Origin of the sequence: Mycobacteroides abscessus ATCC 19977 (genome assembly GCF_000069185.1) — a bacterium.
Taxonomy (GTDB): Bacteria; Actinomycetota; Actinomycetes; order Mycobacteriales; family Mycobacteriaceae; genus Mycobacterium; species Mycobacterium abscessus.
In genome coordinates this window covers 1723495-1739166 of record NC_010397.1, presented here as the reverse complement: position 1 = coordinate 1739166, position 15672 = coordinate 1723495, and the positions used below count along the sequence as shown (strand labels likewise).

13 protein-coding genes are annotated in these 15672 nt (G+C 66.8%); 4 read left to right on the top strand and 9 right to left on the bottom strand.

Annotated features, from left to right (window positions below):
- The first annotated feature begins 36 nt into the window (after positions 1 to 36).
- Positions 37 to 285 carry a hypothetical protein gene (locus MAB_RS08805; protein ID WP_005060436.1) on the top strand — a complete coding sequence of 83 codons (249 nt, stop codon included), beginning with the start codon at positions 37 to 39 and terminating at the stop codon, positions 283 to 285.
- Between the two features lie 7 nt (positions 286 to 292).
- On the opposite strand, the gene dnaG is transcribed toward MAB_RS08805, so the two are convergent.
- Together dnaG and MAB_RS08795 are read right to left on the bottom strand one after the other, a co-directional pair.
- Complete coding sequence (gene dnaG, locus MAB_RS08800) at positions 293 to 2197, bottom strand: DNA primase (RefSeq protein WP_005085036.1); 1905 nt, start codon at positions 2195 to 2197, stop codon at positions 293 to 295.
- A 20-nt stretch (positions 2198 to 2217) separates the two neighbouring features.
- Positions 2218 to 3504, bottom strand: a complete 1287-nt coding sequence (locus MAB_RS08795; protein ID WP_005085034.1) for a deoxyguanosinetriphosphate triphosphohydrolase — start codon at positions 3502 to 3504, stop codon at positions 2218 to 2220.
- 59 nt (positions 3505 to 3563) lie between these two features.
- On the opposite strand from MAB_RS08795, the gene MAB_RS08790 reads away from it, so the two are divergent.
- From MAB_RS08790 to MAB_RS08780, 3 genes are all read left to right on the top strand, one after another.
- Positions 3564 to 5579 carry a TPM domain-containing protein gene (locus tag MAB_RS08790; protein ID WP_005110219.1) on the top strand — a complete coding sequence of 672 codons (2016 nt, stop codon included), beginning with the start codon at positions 3564 to 3566 and terminating at the stop codon, positions 5577 to 5579.
- A gap of 68 nt (positions 5580 to 5647) precedes the next feature.
- The gene (locus MAB_RS08785; protein ID WP_005074680.1) at positions 5648 to 6328 is read left to right on the top strand and encodes a GntR family transcriptional regulator; all 681 of its coding nucleotides are present in this window, start codon (positions 5648 to 5650) and stop codon (positions 6326 to 6328) included.
- A gap of 47 nt (positions 6329 to 6375) precedes the next feature.
- Positions 6376 to 7398 carry a 1-aminocyclopropane-1-carboxylate deaminase gene (locus MAB_RS08780; RefSeq protein ID WP_005110218.1) on the top strand — a complete coding sequence of 341 codons (1023 nt, stop codon included), beginning with the start codon at positions 6376 to 6378 and terminating at the stop codon, positions 7396 to 7398.
- On the opposite strand, the gene MAB_RS08775 is transcribed toward MAB_RS08780, so the two are convergent.
- The 7 genes from MAB_RS08775 to MAB_RS08745 form a co-directional block, all read right to left on the bottom strand.
- A complete protein-coding gene (locus tag MAB_RS08775; RefSeq protein ID WP_005110217.1) occupies positions 7395 to 8789 on the bottom strand; it encodes an aspartate aminotransferase family protein in 1395 nt (464 codons plus the stop codon). The genes MAB_RS08780 and MAB_RS08775 overlap by 4 nt on opposite strands.
- Before the next feature lie 13 nt (positions 8790 to 8802).
- Entirely contained in the window at positions 8803 to 10221 is a 1419-nt protein-coding gene (locus MAB_RS08770) for a glycine--tRNA ligase (protein WP_005060419.1), read from the bottom strand.
- Between the two features lie 102 nt (positions 10222 to 10323).
- On the bottom strand, positions 10324 to 11220 hold the full coding sequence (locus tag MAB_RS08765; protein WP_012296454.1) for a metal-dependent hydrolase: 897 nt from the start codon (positions 11218 to 11220) through the stop codon (positions 10324 to 10326).
- A 3-nt stretch (positions 11221 to 11223) separates the two neighbouring features.
- On the bottom strand, positions 11224 to 12423 hold the full coding sequence (locus tag MAB_RS08760; protein WP_005110213.1) for an MlaD family protein: 1200 nt from the start codon (positions 12421 to 12423) through the stop codon (positions 11224 to 11226).
- Entirely contained in the window at positions 12420 to 13550 is a 1131-nt protein-coding gene (locus MAB_RS08755; protein ID WP_005087621.1) for an MlaD family protein, read from the bottom strand. Before MAB_RS08755 ends, MAB_RS08760 begins: the two co-directional genes overlap by 4 nt.
- The gene (locus MAB_RS08750; protein WP_005115021.1) at positions 13550 to 14641 is read right to left on the bottom strand and encodes an MCE family protein; all 1092 of its coding nucleotides are present in this window, start codon (positions 14639 to 14641) and stop codon (positions 13550 to 13552) included. The genes MAB_RS08755 and MAB_RS08750 overlap by 1 nt, the downstream gene beginning before the upstream one ends.
- 14 nt (positions 14642 to 14655) lie before the next feature.
- Positions 14656 to 15672 (bottom strand): MCE family protein, encoded by a 1017-nt coding sequence (locus MAB_RS08745; RefSeq protein ID WP_005110210.1) that lies wholly within the window; start codon positions 15670 to 15672, stop codon positions 14656 to 14658.

The following is a 15672-nucleotide window of genomic DNA, read 5'->3' as shown; positions in this document are numbered from 1 at the left end:
AGGATAGGGAGAACTTCGTTAGTTGGTGGAGGGTTCGTGATTCGGGTTTTGTTGGTGCTGGCAGCCGGCTACGTGCTGGGAGCGAAGGCTGGACGCCGCCGATACGAGCAGATCGTCAACGGGTATCAGGCCGTCACCGGTAGCCCCGCGACCAAGAAGCTGATCGAGATCAGCCGACGGCGCCTGGCCAACTCGCTGTCCCCGGACCCCCACATGGTCGAACTCACACCCATCGACGAGACGACCATGATCTTGGAGCCCGAGCCGCAGCTCGACAAGAAGTAGGGGCCGGTCAGACCGAGAGATCGTCGCCGCTGACCTGCTCCAGCAGGCTGCGCCGGTACGCCTCCAGGGCCACCAGATCGCCGAACAGCGCGTGGTACTCGTCGGCGTTGTCCACCGGCGACATCCGCTGCAGCTTCGACTTCACCTCGGCCACCTGCCGACCGACCCACACCTCTTGCAGCTTGGCCAGCACCGAACCGATGTACCGGGGCAACCGCTCGTCACTATCAACCTGGATGACCTCGGCGGTCAGGGCGTTGATCAGCGTCACCACGTGCGGACTTGCCGCCTGTCGCCGGACCACGTCAATCCACTCCGCACCGACGATCCCCGCGGCGGTACCGCCGGCGACCTCGATCGCGGTGCGCACCGCCACATACCCGGGGTGGGTGAAGCTGTCGGTGGTCAGCGAGTCGAACACCGGACCGGCGAAGGCCGGGAACTGCAACGCGGCCTTGAGAGCTTCGCGCTGCGGCCACAGCGTGGGGTCCTTGGGATCGGGCATCGACACCTTGGGTGCCGCCGCCGTCTCGGTGCCACGGGGACGACGATCCGCGGACACAGAGCCGCCCTTGGCCGCCTTGCCGGCCTCCTCACGCACCCGCGCCAGCACCTGGGCCACGTCATCCCAGCCGACCCAGCCGGCAAGCTGACGGGCGTACTCGTCGCGCAGCGTGGGGTCCTTGATCTTGGCGACCATCGGCACGCACCGGCGCAGCGCGTCCACGCGGCCCTCCGCGATCTCCAGATCGGACTCCGCCAGCGCCGACCGAATCGCGAAGGCGAAAAGCGGGATTCGGCGCGCGACCAGATCCCGCAGCGCCCCCTCCCCCGATTTGAGCCGCAGATCGCACGGATCCATGCCGTCCGGAGCCACCGCCACGAATGACTGCCCTGCCAGGTTCTGCTCGCCTTCAAAGGCTTTCAGCGCCGCGGCCTGACCGGCGGCATCGCCGTCGAACACGTAGATGAGCTCGCCACGGAAATACGAGTCGTCCATCATCAGGCGCCGCAGCATCGACAGATGCTCGTCGCCGAAGGCGGTGCCACAGGACGCCACGGCCGTGGTCACCCCGGCCAGGTGCATGGCCATCACATCGGTGTAGCCCTCCACAACCACGGCCTGATGGCCCTTGGCGATATCGCGTTTGGCCAGATCCAGACCGAACAACACCGACGACTTCTTGTACAACATGGTTTCCGGGGTGTTGACGTACTTGCCGGGCATGGTGTCGTCGTCGAAGATCTTGCGCGCGCCGAAGCCGATCACCTCGCCGCTGCTGGCACGGATCGGCCACAGCAGCCGCCGGTGGAAGCGGTCCATCGGCCCGCGGCGCCCCTCCCGCGACAGCCCCGCGGCCTCCAGCTCCTTGAATTCGAAGCCCTTGCGCATCAAATGCTTTGTCAGGGTGTCCCAGCCGGACGGCGCGAAGCCGCAACCATATTGTTTGGCGGCGGCACCATCGAAGTTGCGCTCGGTCAGATATTGACGCGCCGGGGCCGCCTCGGGGGAATCCAGTGCGGCGGCGTAGAACTCCTGCGCGGCGGCATTGGCGGCGACGAGCCGGGCCCGGGTGCCGCGGTCACGTTGTGCCGCGGTGCCGCCACCCTCGTAGTTGATGGTGTAGCCGATGCGATCGGCCAGCCGTTCGACGGCCTCCACAAAGGTGATGTGCTCGATCTTCTGGATGAAGGTGTAGGCGTCGCCGCCCTCGCCGCAGCCGAAGCAGTGGAAGTGCCCGTGATTGGGCCGTACGTGAAACGACGGGGACTTCTCGTCGTGGAACGGGCACAGCCCCTTGAGCGAGTCCGCACCCGCGCGTTTCAGCTGGACGTAGTCACCGACGATGTCCTCGATCCGGGTGCGCTCACGGATCGCCGCGATGTCGCGATCAGGAATACGTCCGGCCATTTGGGTCAGTCTATGCCGCCCTACCCCCAGCTGGCCTGAACACCCAGGCTATCGCGGTCGACACGCTCCAGACGACTCTCGGTGTAGGACGCGATCTGGTCGACGACCACCCGGGTGCGCGCCGCGTCATCGGCCGCGGACTCGAAGGCGGGCAAGAACACCGGGTCCAGGGTGGCCGGCGCCCCCTCGGCCAGCCAGCGCGCCACCCGGTGAATGCGTTCACGCTGACGCGCCTGCACCGCGATGTGCTTCGGATCAGACATGATGAATTGCAGCGCAAGCATTTTCAGCACCGCCACCTCGGCGGCCACCACCTCGGGCACGGTCAGCTCGGCCTCGAACCGGATCAGCGGCCCGGCGCCGGCCACATCGCGGGTGGCACCGATCGCCGCCGAGGCAAACCGGCCCACCAATTCGCTGGTCAATCGCTTGAGGTCCGTCGACGCGCTCAGCGTTCCGTCGTACGGGCCGACGGCGGCGACCACCGGCAGCATGGCCAGCCGCGCGGCGGCCTCCTCCAGCGCGCCCTGCTGCAAGCCGCCGAACGACCGCACCCCCAGCTCGGCGAGCACCTGAGCCTCCCCCCGCGACGCCAGCACCCGCAGGTCGATACGACCCGAGATGACGCCGTCCTCGACATCGTGCACCGAGTAGGCGACGTCGTCCGACCAGTCCATGATCTGCGCTTCCAGGCAGCGCCGCCGCGGCGGCGCCCCGGCGCGCACCCAGGTCAGCGCCTCCACTTCATCGTCATAGGCGCCGAACTTGCCGCCGCCCGGTGGGCGCAGCCACGGATACTTGGTGGCCGCGTCCAGGGCGGCCCGCGTGAGGTTCAGGCCCGCGCTGTTGCCTGCGGCATCAACGACTTTGGGCTCCAGCCGGGTCAGGATGCGCAGGTTCTGGGCGTTGCCCTCGAACCCGCCGCAATCCACCGCCACTTCATCGAGGGCACGCTCGCCGTTGTGTCCGTACGGCGGATGGCCGATGTCATGGGCCAGCCCGGCCAGATCGACCAGATCCGGGTCGGCGCCCAGCCCCGTGGCGATACCGCGGCCGATCTGCGCGACCTCCACCGAGTGCGTCAGCCGCGTGCGCGGGGTGTCACCCTCACGCGGGCCCACCACCTGCGTCTTGTCGGCCAGCCGCCGGAACGCGGCGCTGTGCAGAACACGCGCCCGATCCCGCGCGAAATCGGTCCGGTACTCCGTCAAAGAAGCAGCCGGGATATCAACGACGGCCGCCGTCTTGGGTGACTCGGTGACGACGCGTTCACGGTCGGAATCGGTGTAGGCATCCTTTTTACGCATCGTAGGCACAGTCTGCCAGGGCGGGTCGAAGCGTCTTGCGAGGCACTAGATTGACGACCATGCGTCTGCTGCGTGCCCTCGCGGGCCTGCTCGGAGTCCTCATCGCGGTCTGTGCCCCGACGCTGCTGCTGGCACCGGTGGCGAGCGCCGATCCGCCGTTCCGGATACCGGGCTATGTCACCGACCGGGCCGGGGCGCTGAAAAACCCGGCGAAGGTGCGCGCCGCCGTCGACCAGCTCTACGACCAGCAGCACGTCCGGCTCTGGGTGGTATACGTCAAGGACTTCGAGGGCACCGACCCAACGGCGTGGGCGGACAAGACCATCAAGGCCAGCAACCTGGGAGACCGTGACGCCCTGCTGGCGGTGGCGACCGAGGAGCGCAGCTACGCGTTCCAGGTGGCCTCGGGTATCAAGAACGTCAGCGACTCGGAGATCGAGAATCTGCGGACCAACACGATCGAACCCGCGCTACGCACGTCGGACTGGGACGGCGCCGCCATCAAGACCGCCACCGGGCTGGAATCAGCCGCCTCCTCATCGGCCTCCATTCCCTGGAAGCCGGTCCTGGGTGCACTGGCCTTTGGCGCCGTGTTGGTCGGCGCGTTCATGCTGTTCTCCTGGTTCCGCACCCGCTCGCGCCGGCGGGCGGAAATCGAAGCGGCCAAGGGCATCGACCCCTCGGACGCCGAGGCGCTGGCGAAGCAGCCGGTCACCGCGCTGGACGGCTTGTCCAAATCCATTGTGGTGAACGTCGACAACGCGGTGCGTACCAGCGAGGCCGAACTCGCGCTGGCCGTCGAGGAATTTGGCACCGAATCCACCGCGCCCTTTCAGCAGGCCGTCGATTCGGCAAAAAAGGCACTGGCCCAAGCATTCTCGGTGCGCAAGCAGCTCGATGACGCGATCCCGGAAACACCGCTGGAACAGCGGCGGCTGCTGATCGACGTCATCACCACGGCCGCCCGCGCCGATCGCACCCTGGAGGACCAGTCCAGCGCCTTCGACGCGTTACGGAACTTGGTGATCAACGCGCCCGCCAAGCTGGATACCCTCACGCAACAGGTGGTGGCCGTCACCGCCCGGCTACCGGAGTCCGAACGGATTCTCGGCCAGCTGCGCACCGAATTCGATGCCGCGGCATTGGCATCCATCGGTGACAACGTCGCCGAGGCCACCGAGCGTGTCCGCTTTGCCGATTCCCGCATCACGCACGGGCGCGAACTGGCGGCCCGCGCCCTGGAGGGCCAGCAGATGAGCCTCGTGGATGCCATCCGTGGTGCCGAATCGGCGCTGACGCAGGCCAACGCCCTGCTGGACGCGATCGACAACGCCGCCAACAACATCCGCCACGCCATCGACTCGCTGGCCGCGTCCATCGCCGACACGAAATCCGATATCGCGCAGGCCGAAGAATTCCAGAAACAAGGCAGGCTGCCGTCCTCGGAGGAGTTGACCAAGGCGCACGACGCCGCCGTGGCGGCCGTCGCCGACGCCGAGCGCATCGGCGCGACCGACCCGCTGACCGCGTTCACTCACCTCGCTGCCGCCGACGCACAGCTGGACAAACTCTTGGCGGCGGCACAGGAAGAAAGGGCGGCCGCGGAACGGCGTGCCCGCGTGCTCGATCAAGCGCTCGTGGCCGCGCGCCAGCGACTGGACGCGGTCAACCAGTACATCGGCCTGCACCGCGGCGCCGTGGGCGCCAGGACGCGCTGGAATCTGGATGAGGCACAGCGCCGGCTGGCCGCTGCCGAGCAGAGCCGGGCCTCCAATCCGTCCGATGCGATCCTCTTCGCCAACGGCGCCGCCGAACTGGCGACCCAGGCCCAATACTCGGCACAGCAGGAGGTGCAGAGCGCTCAGCGGTATTACGGCAACGGATACGGCGGGTACAGCGTGGCCGGCGACGTGGCCGGCAATGTCGCCGGCGCGGTGATCGGCGGAATCCTGCGCGGCATGCTCAGCGGTGGAGCGGGCCACCACAGCTCCTGGTCAGGTTCCGGGTCGTCGTCCTACGGCGGATCCTCCCGATCCTCCGGATCGAGCTTCCGCGGCGGCGGGGGCCGCTTCTAACTGGCCGCATCCATCCGGCGCGGCCCTGGTACTTGACCTGCGCCGCCTACCGATGTGCAATATATTGCATGCCGGTACCGCCCTCGGAGGGCATCGCAGCGCGATCCCTGCTCCGCGATAACGCCTACAAGGCCCTGCGTACGGCCATCGTCGACGGCACACTCGCCCCCGGTGAACGCCTGCGTGACGACGAGTTGAGCCGATGGCTGGGAGTGAGCCGGACCCCGATCCGCGAGGCCCTGGCCCGCCTGGAGCAAGCCGGCCTGGTGCAGACCCAACCGGGTAGGCACACCATCGTCAGTCCCATCGACGTCCGCGAGGCACGTGCCGCGCAGTCCGTCGCCGCCGCGATGCACGAGCTCGCCGTCCGGGAGGCGATCACCAACATCTCCCCCGGCGACCTCGCGGCGATGCGGCACGCCAACACCCGCTTCGCCGCCGCCCTGGACGCCCACGATCCCGACGCCGCTCTGGCCGCGGACGACGAATTCCACGCCGTCGCCGTCGAAGCCAGCGCCAACCCCTACATCGCCGCCGTACTCGAACAGGTCACCCCCGTGCTGCGCCGCCTGGAACGAATCCGCTTCGCCAGCCGCGACGGACGCCATTCGGTGGCCCTGCACGAGCAGATCATCGCCCGGTGCGAAGCCGGTGACAGCGAGGGCGCGGGCCGCGCCGCGCGCGACAACTGGCACACCCTCATTGCGGCGCCCGAGGGCGCCGCACACGAAGAACGCGGAGCCGGCTGAAAAACGTTGTTCCGCATCGATATCACCACACAACGCCAGGAGAGCCCGTGTCGATCCACGATTTTGCCCGCTACCCACTGACCTTCGGCCCCAGCCCCGTCCATCCCCTGCAGCGGCTGAGCAGCCACCTCGGCGGCGCGCAGATCTGGGCCAAACGGGAGGACTGCAACTCCGGACTTGCCTTCGGCGGCAACAAGGTACGCAAGCTGGAGTACATCGTCCCGGACATCCTGGCCAGCGGCGCCGACACCTTGGTATCCATCGGCGGCTACCAGTCCAACCACACCCGGCAGGTGGCCGCGGTGGCGGCGGTGCTGGGTATGCGGTGCCACCTGGTGCAGGAACGCTGGGTGGATTGGGACGACCCCGGCAACGACAAGGTGGGCAACATCCTGCTGTCACGAATCATGGGCGCCCACACCCAGCTGGATCCAGCGGGTTTCGATATCGGCATCCGTCAATCGTGGGAAGAGGCACTCACCGCCGTCGAAAATGCCGGCGGCAAGCCCTATCCCATCCCGGCGGGGGCGTCCGAACACAAGTACGGCGGACTGGGCTTCGCCAATTGGGCCTATGAGGTCGCCGCGCAAGAAGAACAGCTGGGCGTCTTCTTCGACACCATCGTCGTGTGCACCGTCACCGGTTCCACGCACGCCGGGATGATCGCGGGATTCGCCGCACTCGCCGACGCCGGAGGCCCGCCGCGGCGGGTGCTCGGTATCGACGCGTCCGCCACCCTCACGCAGACCACCGACCAGGTCACCCGCATCGCACGCCATACCGCGGACCAGATCGGACTCGAACGCGAGCTGCGCCCCGAAGAAATCACCGTGCTCGAGGGTTGGGCAGGCGAAAAGTACGGCGTACCTGTCGATTCCACAATCGAAGCGATCCAGCTGTGCGGACGGCTGGAGGCGATGATCACCGATCCGGTGTACGAGGGCAAGTCGATGGCAGGCCTGATCGACCTGGTCACGAACGGGACGATCGAGCCCGGCTCAACCGTGCTGTATGCCCATCTGGGCGGCCAGCCTGCCCTCAACGCCTACAGCGGCGCCTTTACCGGTTAATCCACGTACCCGTCGGCGACATTCAGCGCCGCGTCGATGATCGAGAGCCCGCGCCGCAGATCTTCCTCGCTGATAATCAGCGGAGGCGCCACATGCGTGCGGTTGAAGTGCGTGAACGGCCACAGGCCTGCCTTCTTGCACGCCGCCGCGAACGCGTTCATCGGCGCCGCCGCCTCACCACTGGCGTTGAACGGCACCAGGGGTTCACGAGTTTCCTTGTTGCGCACCAGTTCCACGGCCCAGAACAGGCCACGGCCGCGGATCTCACCGACGCTCGGGTGCGCCTGCACCCAGCGTTCCAGCTCCGGACGCACCACGCGCTCACCGAGATCGCGCACCCGCTTCAGGATCTGGTCATCCTCGAAGACCTTGATGGTCTCGACGCCCACCGCGCAGGCCAATGGATGGCCGGAGTAGGTCAGCCCACCCGGGTACGGGCGGTGGTCGAAGCTGGTGGCGATGGCATCGGAGATCACCACACCACCCAGCGGGACGTAACCGGAGTTGATGCCCTTGGCAAAGGTGATGAGATCCGGGGTGACATCAAAGGCGTTGATGGCGAACCATTCCCCGAATCGGCCGAAGCCGACCATTACCTCGTCGGCGATGAACACCAGGCCGTACCGGTCGCAGATCTCCCGAACGCCGGCCAGGTAGCCCGGCGGGGGCACCAGCACACCGTTGGTGCCGACCACCGATTCCAGGATGATCGCGGCGATGGTGGGCGGGCCCTCCAGGTTGATGACCTGCTCCAGATGCTCCAGCGCCCTCTGGGTTTCCTCCTCGGGCGTGGTGGAGTGGAACACCGAACGGTAGGCATACGGACCGAAGAAGTGCACCACGGAGTTGTCACCCGGGTCGTTGGCCCAGCGGCGCGGCTCACCCGTCAGCGACATCGAGGTGGTGGTGCCGCCGTGGTAGCTGCGGTATGCGGCAAGCACTTTGCGGCGCCCGGTGTGGTGGCGCGCCATGCGCACCGCATGCTCGACGGCCTCGGTGCCACCGTTGGTGAAGAACACCTTGTTCAGGGTTCCGGGCGCGCGCTCGGCGACCAGGCGGGCAAGCTCGCCGCGCACGTCGTTGGCGAAGGCGGGGGCAATGGTGGCCAGCCGACCGGCCTGACGCTGGATCGATTCGACCAGACGCGGATGCTGGTGCCCCAGGTTGAGATTGACCAGCTGCGAGGCGAAGTCCAGGTACTCCTTGCCGGTGTAGTCCCAGAATGTCGCGCCCGAACCACCGGCGATCGGCAGCGGGTCGATCATCGCCTGCGCGGACCATGAGTGGAAAACGTGCCCACGGTCGTCGGCGCGGACCTGCGCCTCGGCCGCGGGAGCCTCGATCGGCGCGCTGGCGGGATCGATTCCGATGTGATTCTGAACGTCAGTCATTTCTGCTCCTCGGCTAGCAGCCCTTGAGGGTTTTGGCGAGATGATCGGCCACGCCGCCGATCGGAATACGCTGCTGGGTCATCTCGTCGCGGTCGCGAACGGTGACGGAGTCGTCTTCGAGCGAGTCGAAATCGACTGTGACGCAGAACGGGGTACCGATCTCGTCCTGTCGACGATACCTCCGGCCGATTGCCCCGGCGTCATCGAAGTCGACATTCCAGCTCTGGCGCAGCTCGGCGGCCAGCGCCTTGGCCCGCGGGCTCAGGTCGGCATTGCGCGACAGCGGCAGTACCGCGACCTTGACCGGGGCCAGCCGCGGATCCAGCCGCAGCACCGTACGGGTGTCCACGCCGCCCTTGGCGTTCGGCGCCTCGTCCTCGTGGTACGCATCAACCAGGAAGGCCATGAAGGACCGGGTCAGACCGGCCGCCGGCTCAATCACGTACGGGGTGTACCGGCGGTCCTCGGCCTGATCGTAGTACGACAGATCCTCACCGGAATGCTTTGCGTGCGTGGATAAATCGAAGTCGGTGCGGTTGGCGATGCCTTCCAGCTCGCCCCACGGGTTGCCGCTGAAACCGAACTTGTACTCGATATCGACGGTGCCGTCGGAGTAATGCGACAACTTCTCCTTGGGGTGGTCGTACAGCCGCAGATTCTCCGGGTCGATACCCAGGTCGACGTACCACTGCAGCCGGGTGTCGATCCAGTACTTGTGCCACTCGGGCGCCGTGGACGGCTCGACGAAGAACTCCATCTCCATCTGCTCGAATTCGCGCGTGCGGAAGATGAAGTTGCCGGGGGTGATCTCGTTGCGGAAGCTCTTGCCGATCTGGCCGATGCCGAAGGGCGGCTTCTGCCGCGAGGTGGTCACGACATTCTTGAAGTTGATGAAGATGCCCTGTGCCGTCTCGGGGCGCAGGTAGTGCAGACCCTCTTCGGTCTCGATGGGACCCAGGTAGGTCTTGAGCATCATGTTGAAGTCGCGCGGCTCGGTCCACTGGCCCTTGTTGCCACAGTCCGGGCACACGATCTCGGTCATGGGAACCGACTCGGGCGCGATTGTGAGGCCCTTTTTCGCCTCTTTTTCGCTATAGGCTTCTTGCAGGTGGTCCTGGCGGTGGCGCTTATGACAGTTCAGGCACTCCACCAGCGGATCGTTGAACACCTCGACGTGGCCGGAGGCCACCCACACCTGGCGCGGCAGGATCACCGAGGAGTCCAGGCCGACGACGTCGTCGCGGCTGGTGACGACCGAGCGCCACCACTGCTTCTTGATGTTCTCCTTGAGTTCCACGCCGAGCGGCCCGTAATCCCACGCCGACTTGGTTCCGCCGTAGATCTCGCCGCAGGGGTACACAAGTCCCCGGCGTTTGGCGAGGTTGACGACGGCCTCGATCTTCTTACCAGCGGCGTTCGGCTTGGCGGCCACGATTCGCTCAGGCTCCTCTTGAGGTCCACAAGACAGCAGTAATTGACCTGGACAGCCTAAGGGCCGGACAAAACGCTTTCTACCTCGGTCGCCTTGCGGCAACTACTTCAGATGGTCCAGCAGGGTGCCCTCGGGACCGAAGTACTCCTCGCGCCACTTCTCGAGCAAAGGGCCATGGTCGATGTCGTCGGGATGGAAGCCGGGCCGCAGGTAGCAGCGAATCTTAGCTCCCAGCCCCGCGAACAGCGGGGTGCGCGGCAGGGTTGCCAGGCTGCGCAGGGTCCGCGCGGGGCGGCGCCAGGCCCACGGATCGGTGACGATCGAGGCCAGCAGGATCACCGTCCGGGTCAGGAAGAGCCCCAGCGTGAGAACCATCGCCGCGATACGCATCCGCTCGGTCCCGCCGACGTACCGGTACACGTCGAAGGCCACCGACTTGTGTTCCATCTCCTCGATGGCATGCCAGTTCAGCATCGCGCGCACCTCGGGGTCGGTCAGCTGCTGCTGTATCCAGGGCACGCTGAGCACTTGTTCCCCGAGAATCGCGGTGAGGTGCTCCACCCCCGCGGTGACGGCAAGCGCCGCCCGGGCGACGGTATCCGGCATCCGCTCCCGGTGCTGTTTCATGCGCTTGACCAGTCGGGTGCCCACGCGATCCATGAGCCCGGTCGCCCAGTAGCCACGACGCACCAGCTGGGTGTTCAGTTCGCGGTGCTGCATTCCGTGCGTCATCTCCTGCCCGATGAAGCCCGCGACCTGCTTTTTGAGCACCGGGTCGAGGATCTGCCGGTCGTAGCGCCGCACCGACTGGATGAAGAACTCTTCCCCGGACGGGAAGAACCCCGACAACAGCGCCACCAGATGACTCATGGCGATATCGCCGGCCATGAAGTGCCGCCGCGAGGGCGCGGACCGATCGAAGGTGAACGCGATGCGGCGGGTGTGCACGGCGCGGCTGGCGGCCGACAACGGGCGCGGTTGCGAATTGTTGGCCGGCATCATCTACCTCGGTGGCTCGATGGGCAGCGCCGGCCCACCGTAGGGCGTCGGGATGGTGTAGCGGCCCGGCGGCGTCGGGTCGGACCTGGCGCCCAGGTCGGCGCCGGGCGGCGGCCCGGCGGTGTCGTCCCCCGCCGGGCGCGGGGCGTTCTTGGCGCCGCGCACCAGGATGGCGGGATCGTCGTCGCGGCAGTACGTATACAGGAACGGCTCCGGGTAGTCGGCCGCCGAGGGTGGGTGCCGCGGGGTGCCGTAATCGCAGGCATACCGCGGATACAGGTCGGCGGTCACCCATAGCCCGTAGTCATGCATGGTGCTGATGAACGCCTCCAGCGCCGAACCGCGGTAGTTGGGGAACAAGGCGTTCAGCGCCGGCACCCGCACATAGGACAGCCGCGCGTTCACGGCCAGGTTGGCCAGCAGCTGCACCATGGTGTCGGAGTTGTCGTCGAAAAGCTTGTCGGCGGCGTGCAGAACCTGCGGAGCCTGGCCGATGAGTGTGCGGTAGCCCCCGTCCATGGCATTGATACCCGTGAGAGTGCCGCGCAGATTGCGTGCGGTGGCCGCGATGCCCCCGTTGACATCGACCGCCGCCGACAACACCGTGCGGCTGTCCTTGATGGCGCTAACCGTCTCGGGCAGAACCGAATCCAGGGTGGCCAACAAGAACACCCCGCCGTCGACGATGTCGGTGAGCTTGCGCGGCCCCGCGGCGCTCAGGCTCAGTTCCTTCTTGATGCGCTCGATCTTCGACGGATCTACTTGTGCCAGCACACCATCGGCGTGGGACAGCAGCTGCGCCGGGGTCACCGGGATGTCGGTGCGATCCCGGGTGATCACGTCACCCGCGGTCAGGAACGGACCGGTGTCCGATCCCGCCGAGAAGTCGAGGTACTGCTCGCCGGCCGGCGACAGCCCCGAAACCCGCACCACCGCGGACGCGGGCACCCGCACACCGCCGTCGACGTTCACGACCGCGTTGACACCGGTTCCGGTGAAGGTCAATGAGTCGACCGAGCCGATCCGTACCCCGTGCAGCGTCACGTCCTGGTTGGGCAGCAGTCCGCCGGATTCGGCAAGTTGGATGGTCAGCGGATAGCTCGACGCCAATGGCCGCACGTGCAGCACGCCCACCAACAGGTAGGTGACTGAAACCACCAGCAGGAAAACGAGAGACAGGCCGCTGGCCCAGGCGCGGCTCATCGGGTGGGGCCTTGCACACCGAAGCCCTGCGCTGCGGGCCCCTGCCCGACGACGCGTTCTTGTAGCCGCCACAACGAGTACTTGATGGTCCCGACGAACTTCGCCCAGTCGTACCGCTTGGGGCCGTGGAAGCCCGGATCTCCCCCGAATCCGGCGTCCGGGATCGCGCCCAGGACCAGGCGATCGATACCCGCCCGCCCGGAAATAGCCGATCCCGCAGTAATTTTGATGAACGGCGCGTACAGCCGATTCAGTGAGAGCAGGCTGGTCTCCGGGTCCAGCACCACGTCGTTCCAGGACCGGGAAATCGCGTTGGCGTCGGCGACCACGCTGCGCCCGCTGGTGTCGGTGCCCGCGATGGAAGGGAACTTACCCAACTCGCGTGCGGTGTCACCCAACAGCAGCACCAGATCGGAGATCTGACCGGCGTTCTCCTGCAATGTCGCCGTTGCCGGGGCCGCCGCGTGTAGCACCTGCCCGAGCTGGGCGCTCTTGCCATCCAGCGCCCGGGCCAGCTGAGCCGTCTCGGTCATCGCGGCATCCAGCTGCCCCGACCGCGCGTTCAGCTTGCCCAGCAGCTCGTTGGACTTTCCGATCATGCGCCCGAAGGCCTGACCGTCCTGGCCCGCTGCCCTGCCCGTGCCGTTCACGACGTTGGTCAGGTTGTGCACCGCGCCCCCGTTCACCAGGATCGCCGCCGAGCTGAGCACCGACTCGACGGTCGCCGCCGCACCGGTCTGGTCTATGGGAATGGTGTCGCCGTCGGCGAGCATGCCGGTGCCGGGTTGGTCCGGCGGCGTAATGGCCACGAAAACATCGCCAAGCGGTGTGGCCGTGCGCAACTGCGCGGTGCTGCCCGCCGTCAGAGTGACGTCATGCCGAATACGCAGAGTGGTCACCGCACGAAAGTCGACGGCGGCCATGGACTCCACCTCGCCGATGTCGGCTCCGGCGAGCTTCACCTTGGCGCGCTCGGGGAGGTTGAGCGCATTGGCGAAAACCGCTGTGAGCCGGTATCCCCCGGCGCCCAGACCCGGGGCTGGCAGCGGCAGGTCGGCCAGCCCGCCGGTGGAACATCCGGCGCTCAGCAGCACGACGGCGAGAAACACCGGCAATCCGCGGCCCATCACTTCTGCCCCATCGCCGCAAGACCGTCGAGCATGTAGGTCAGCCCGAAATCGGGGCCGTAATCCTGCAGTGTCCCGGTGCTACAGCCGAGTTGTCGCAAGCCCATCAGATTGCAGATCTCCTTGGCCATCTGGCCGTCGAACACCATGCGGTCGGCCAGGAAGTGCGCCCGGATGGCGCCGTTGCGCTGGTCGATGGCGTTGTACAGGTTGTCGGCCATCAGCGGCAACACATCGAAGAACTCGGCGACCTCCCGCTGGCGGTCATACACCGTCTGGATGCTCTTGTTGCCGTTGGCAATACCACGCCGGATCGCATCCCGGTTGGCCTGCAAGATATTCCCCGTCTGCTCGATCACCTCGTTGAACTGCCGCCCGGTGTTGCCCGACCCGAAATTCTCATCGGCCAGCACATCGCTGAGCTGTCGTACCGTCGAACCGAACTGACGCAGGCTCGCGTCATTGCGGGCCGCCGCGTCCAGTAGGCCACTGACGTTCTTGACGATGGCCGTCATCTGTTCGCGGGTGTGCGCCCCACCGTCGGCGCCCAGCCGCAAGGCCCGCGACAACTCGTCCAGCGCCGTCTTGATGCGATCACCATTGCCCGCGGCCACACCGTCGCCCGCGTTGAGCACCGCGGCAATGGGCCCACCACCGGCACCGTCACCGCGCAGGGACCCGGAGAGTTTGTCGAGCATGCCCAGCACCCGGTCGAATTCGACGGGCGTCCGTGTGCGGCTCAGGCCGATGGTGTCGCCGTCACGCAGTTCAGGTCCGCCGCGATACGGCGGGGACAGCTCGATCTGGCGGTCGGTCAGGATCGACGTCGAGAGCGTGACGGCCTGGGCGTCGGCGGGCACCTTCACCTGGCTGTCCACCGTGAACTCCACCTCGGCGTAGCCGCCCCGGGCGGTGATCTTAGAGACCTGCCCCACCGGCATGCCGAGGACTGCCACCACATTTCCCGGATACAGGCCCGCGGCGCTGTCGAATTGGGCCGTGACGGTGATGGTTCCACGGTCCCGGGTGACGGACCATGCCGCGCCCGCCGTCGTCGCGGCCAGGGCCAGCCCCAGACATATCAGGAGCATCTTACGAATCGTGGTCACTGGCAGTCCTTGAAGTACTCGATCATCCCAAATTGCTTGGCCCGGCCACTGATCGCACACATCCACGAGTCGATGAGCGCGCCGCCGCCGGGGTTACCCTCGATCGAGTTGCCGAATCCGGTGGCATTGGCGATCTCGCGAATGGGCACCGGCGCGATCTGGAGCAGGTTGCGCAGCAAGGCATCCTGGTCGGCGAGCTTGCCACTGAGCTCCTCCAGGGTGTGGATGACGCCGTCGAGCGCACGGTGATCACCGACCACGATGGTGCGCAGTGACGCCACGATGCTCTGTAGCGAGCGCATCATCGCGTGGAAGGCCGCCGAGCGCGCCACGAACTCACCCACCAGTTCTTGTCCTTGCCGGATAAAGGTGCCGATGTCGGACTGCTGGCGACGCAGCATGCTGGTGACGTTCTCGGTGCTCGTCAGCAACGTGCCCAATTGTTCGCGCCGTTGCGCGATGACCGCGGACAGGGCACGCACGTTCTCCATGGCCTGGGGCACCACACCGGGCAACCCATCCAGCTGAGTGCCCAGCACGTTGAGCGAGGAGGCGATGCGGTCGGCGTCGACCTGCTCGAAGGTGCGGGTAGAGTCGGCCAGCGCGGCCTGCAAGTCGTAAGGAACTTCGGTGTGCTGCAGGCTGATCCGCCGGCCTGCCGGCGTCCCGGCGCCTGCGGGCCTCAGGTCGACGTATCGCGAGCCGAACAGGGTGGTGATCTTGATGGCGGCGCGCGAATCGGTGCCGACCGCCATGTTGTCACGCACCCGGAAGGTCGCCTCAACACGATCACCCGCCAACCGCACGCCGGTCACCGAACCGACCTGTACCCCTGCGACGGTGACGATGTTTCCCGGGCGCAACGCGGCCGCCTGCAGAAATTCCGCGGTGAATTGCCGGTATCCGATGCCCAGTTGCTTCACCAGCAGCAGGCCACCGATGAGCGCGGCGACAACGGCCACGGCCGCGACACCGAGCCAAGTCTTGTTGTATGAGTCCAGCGGCCTGATCAT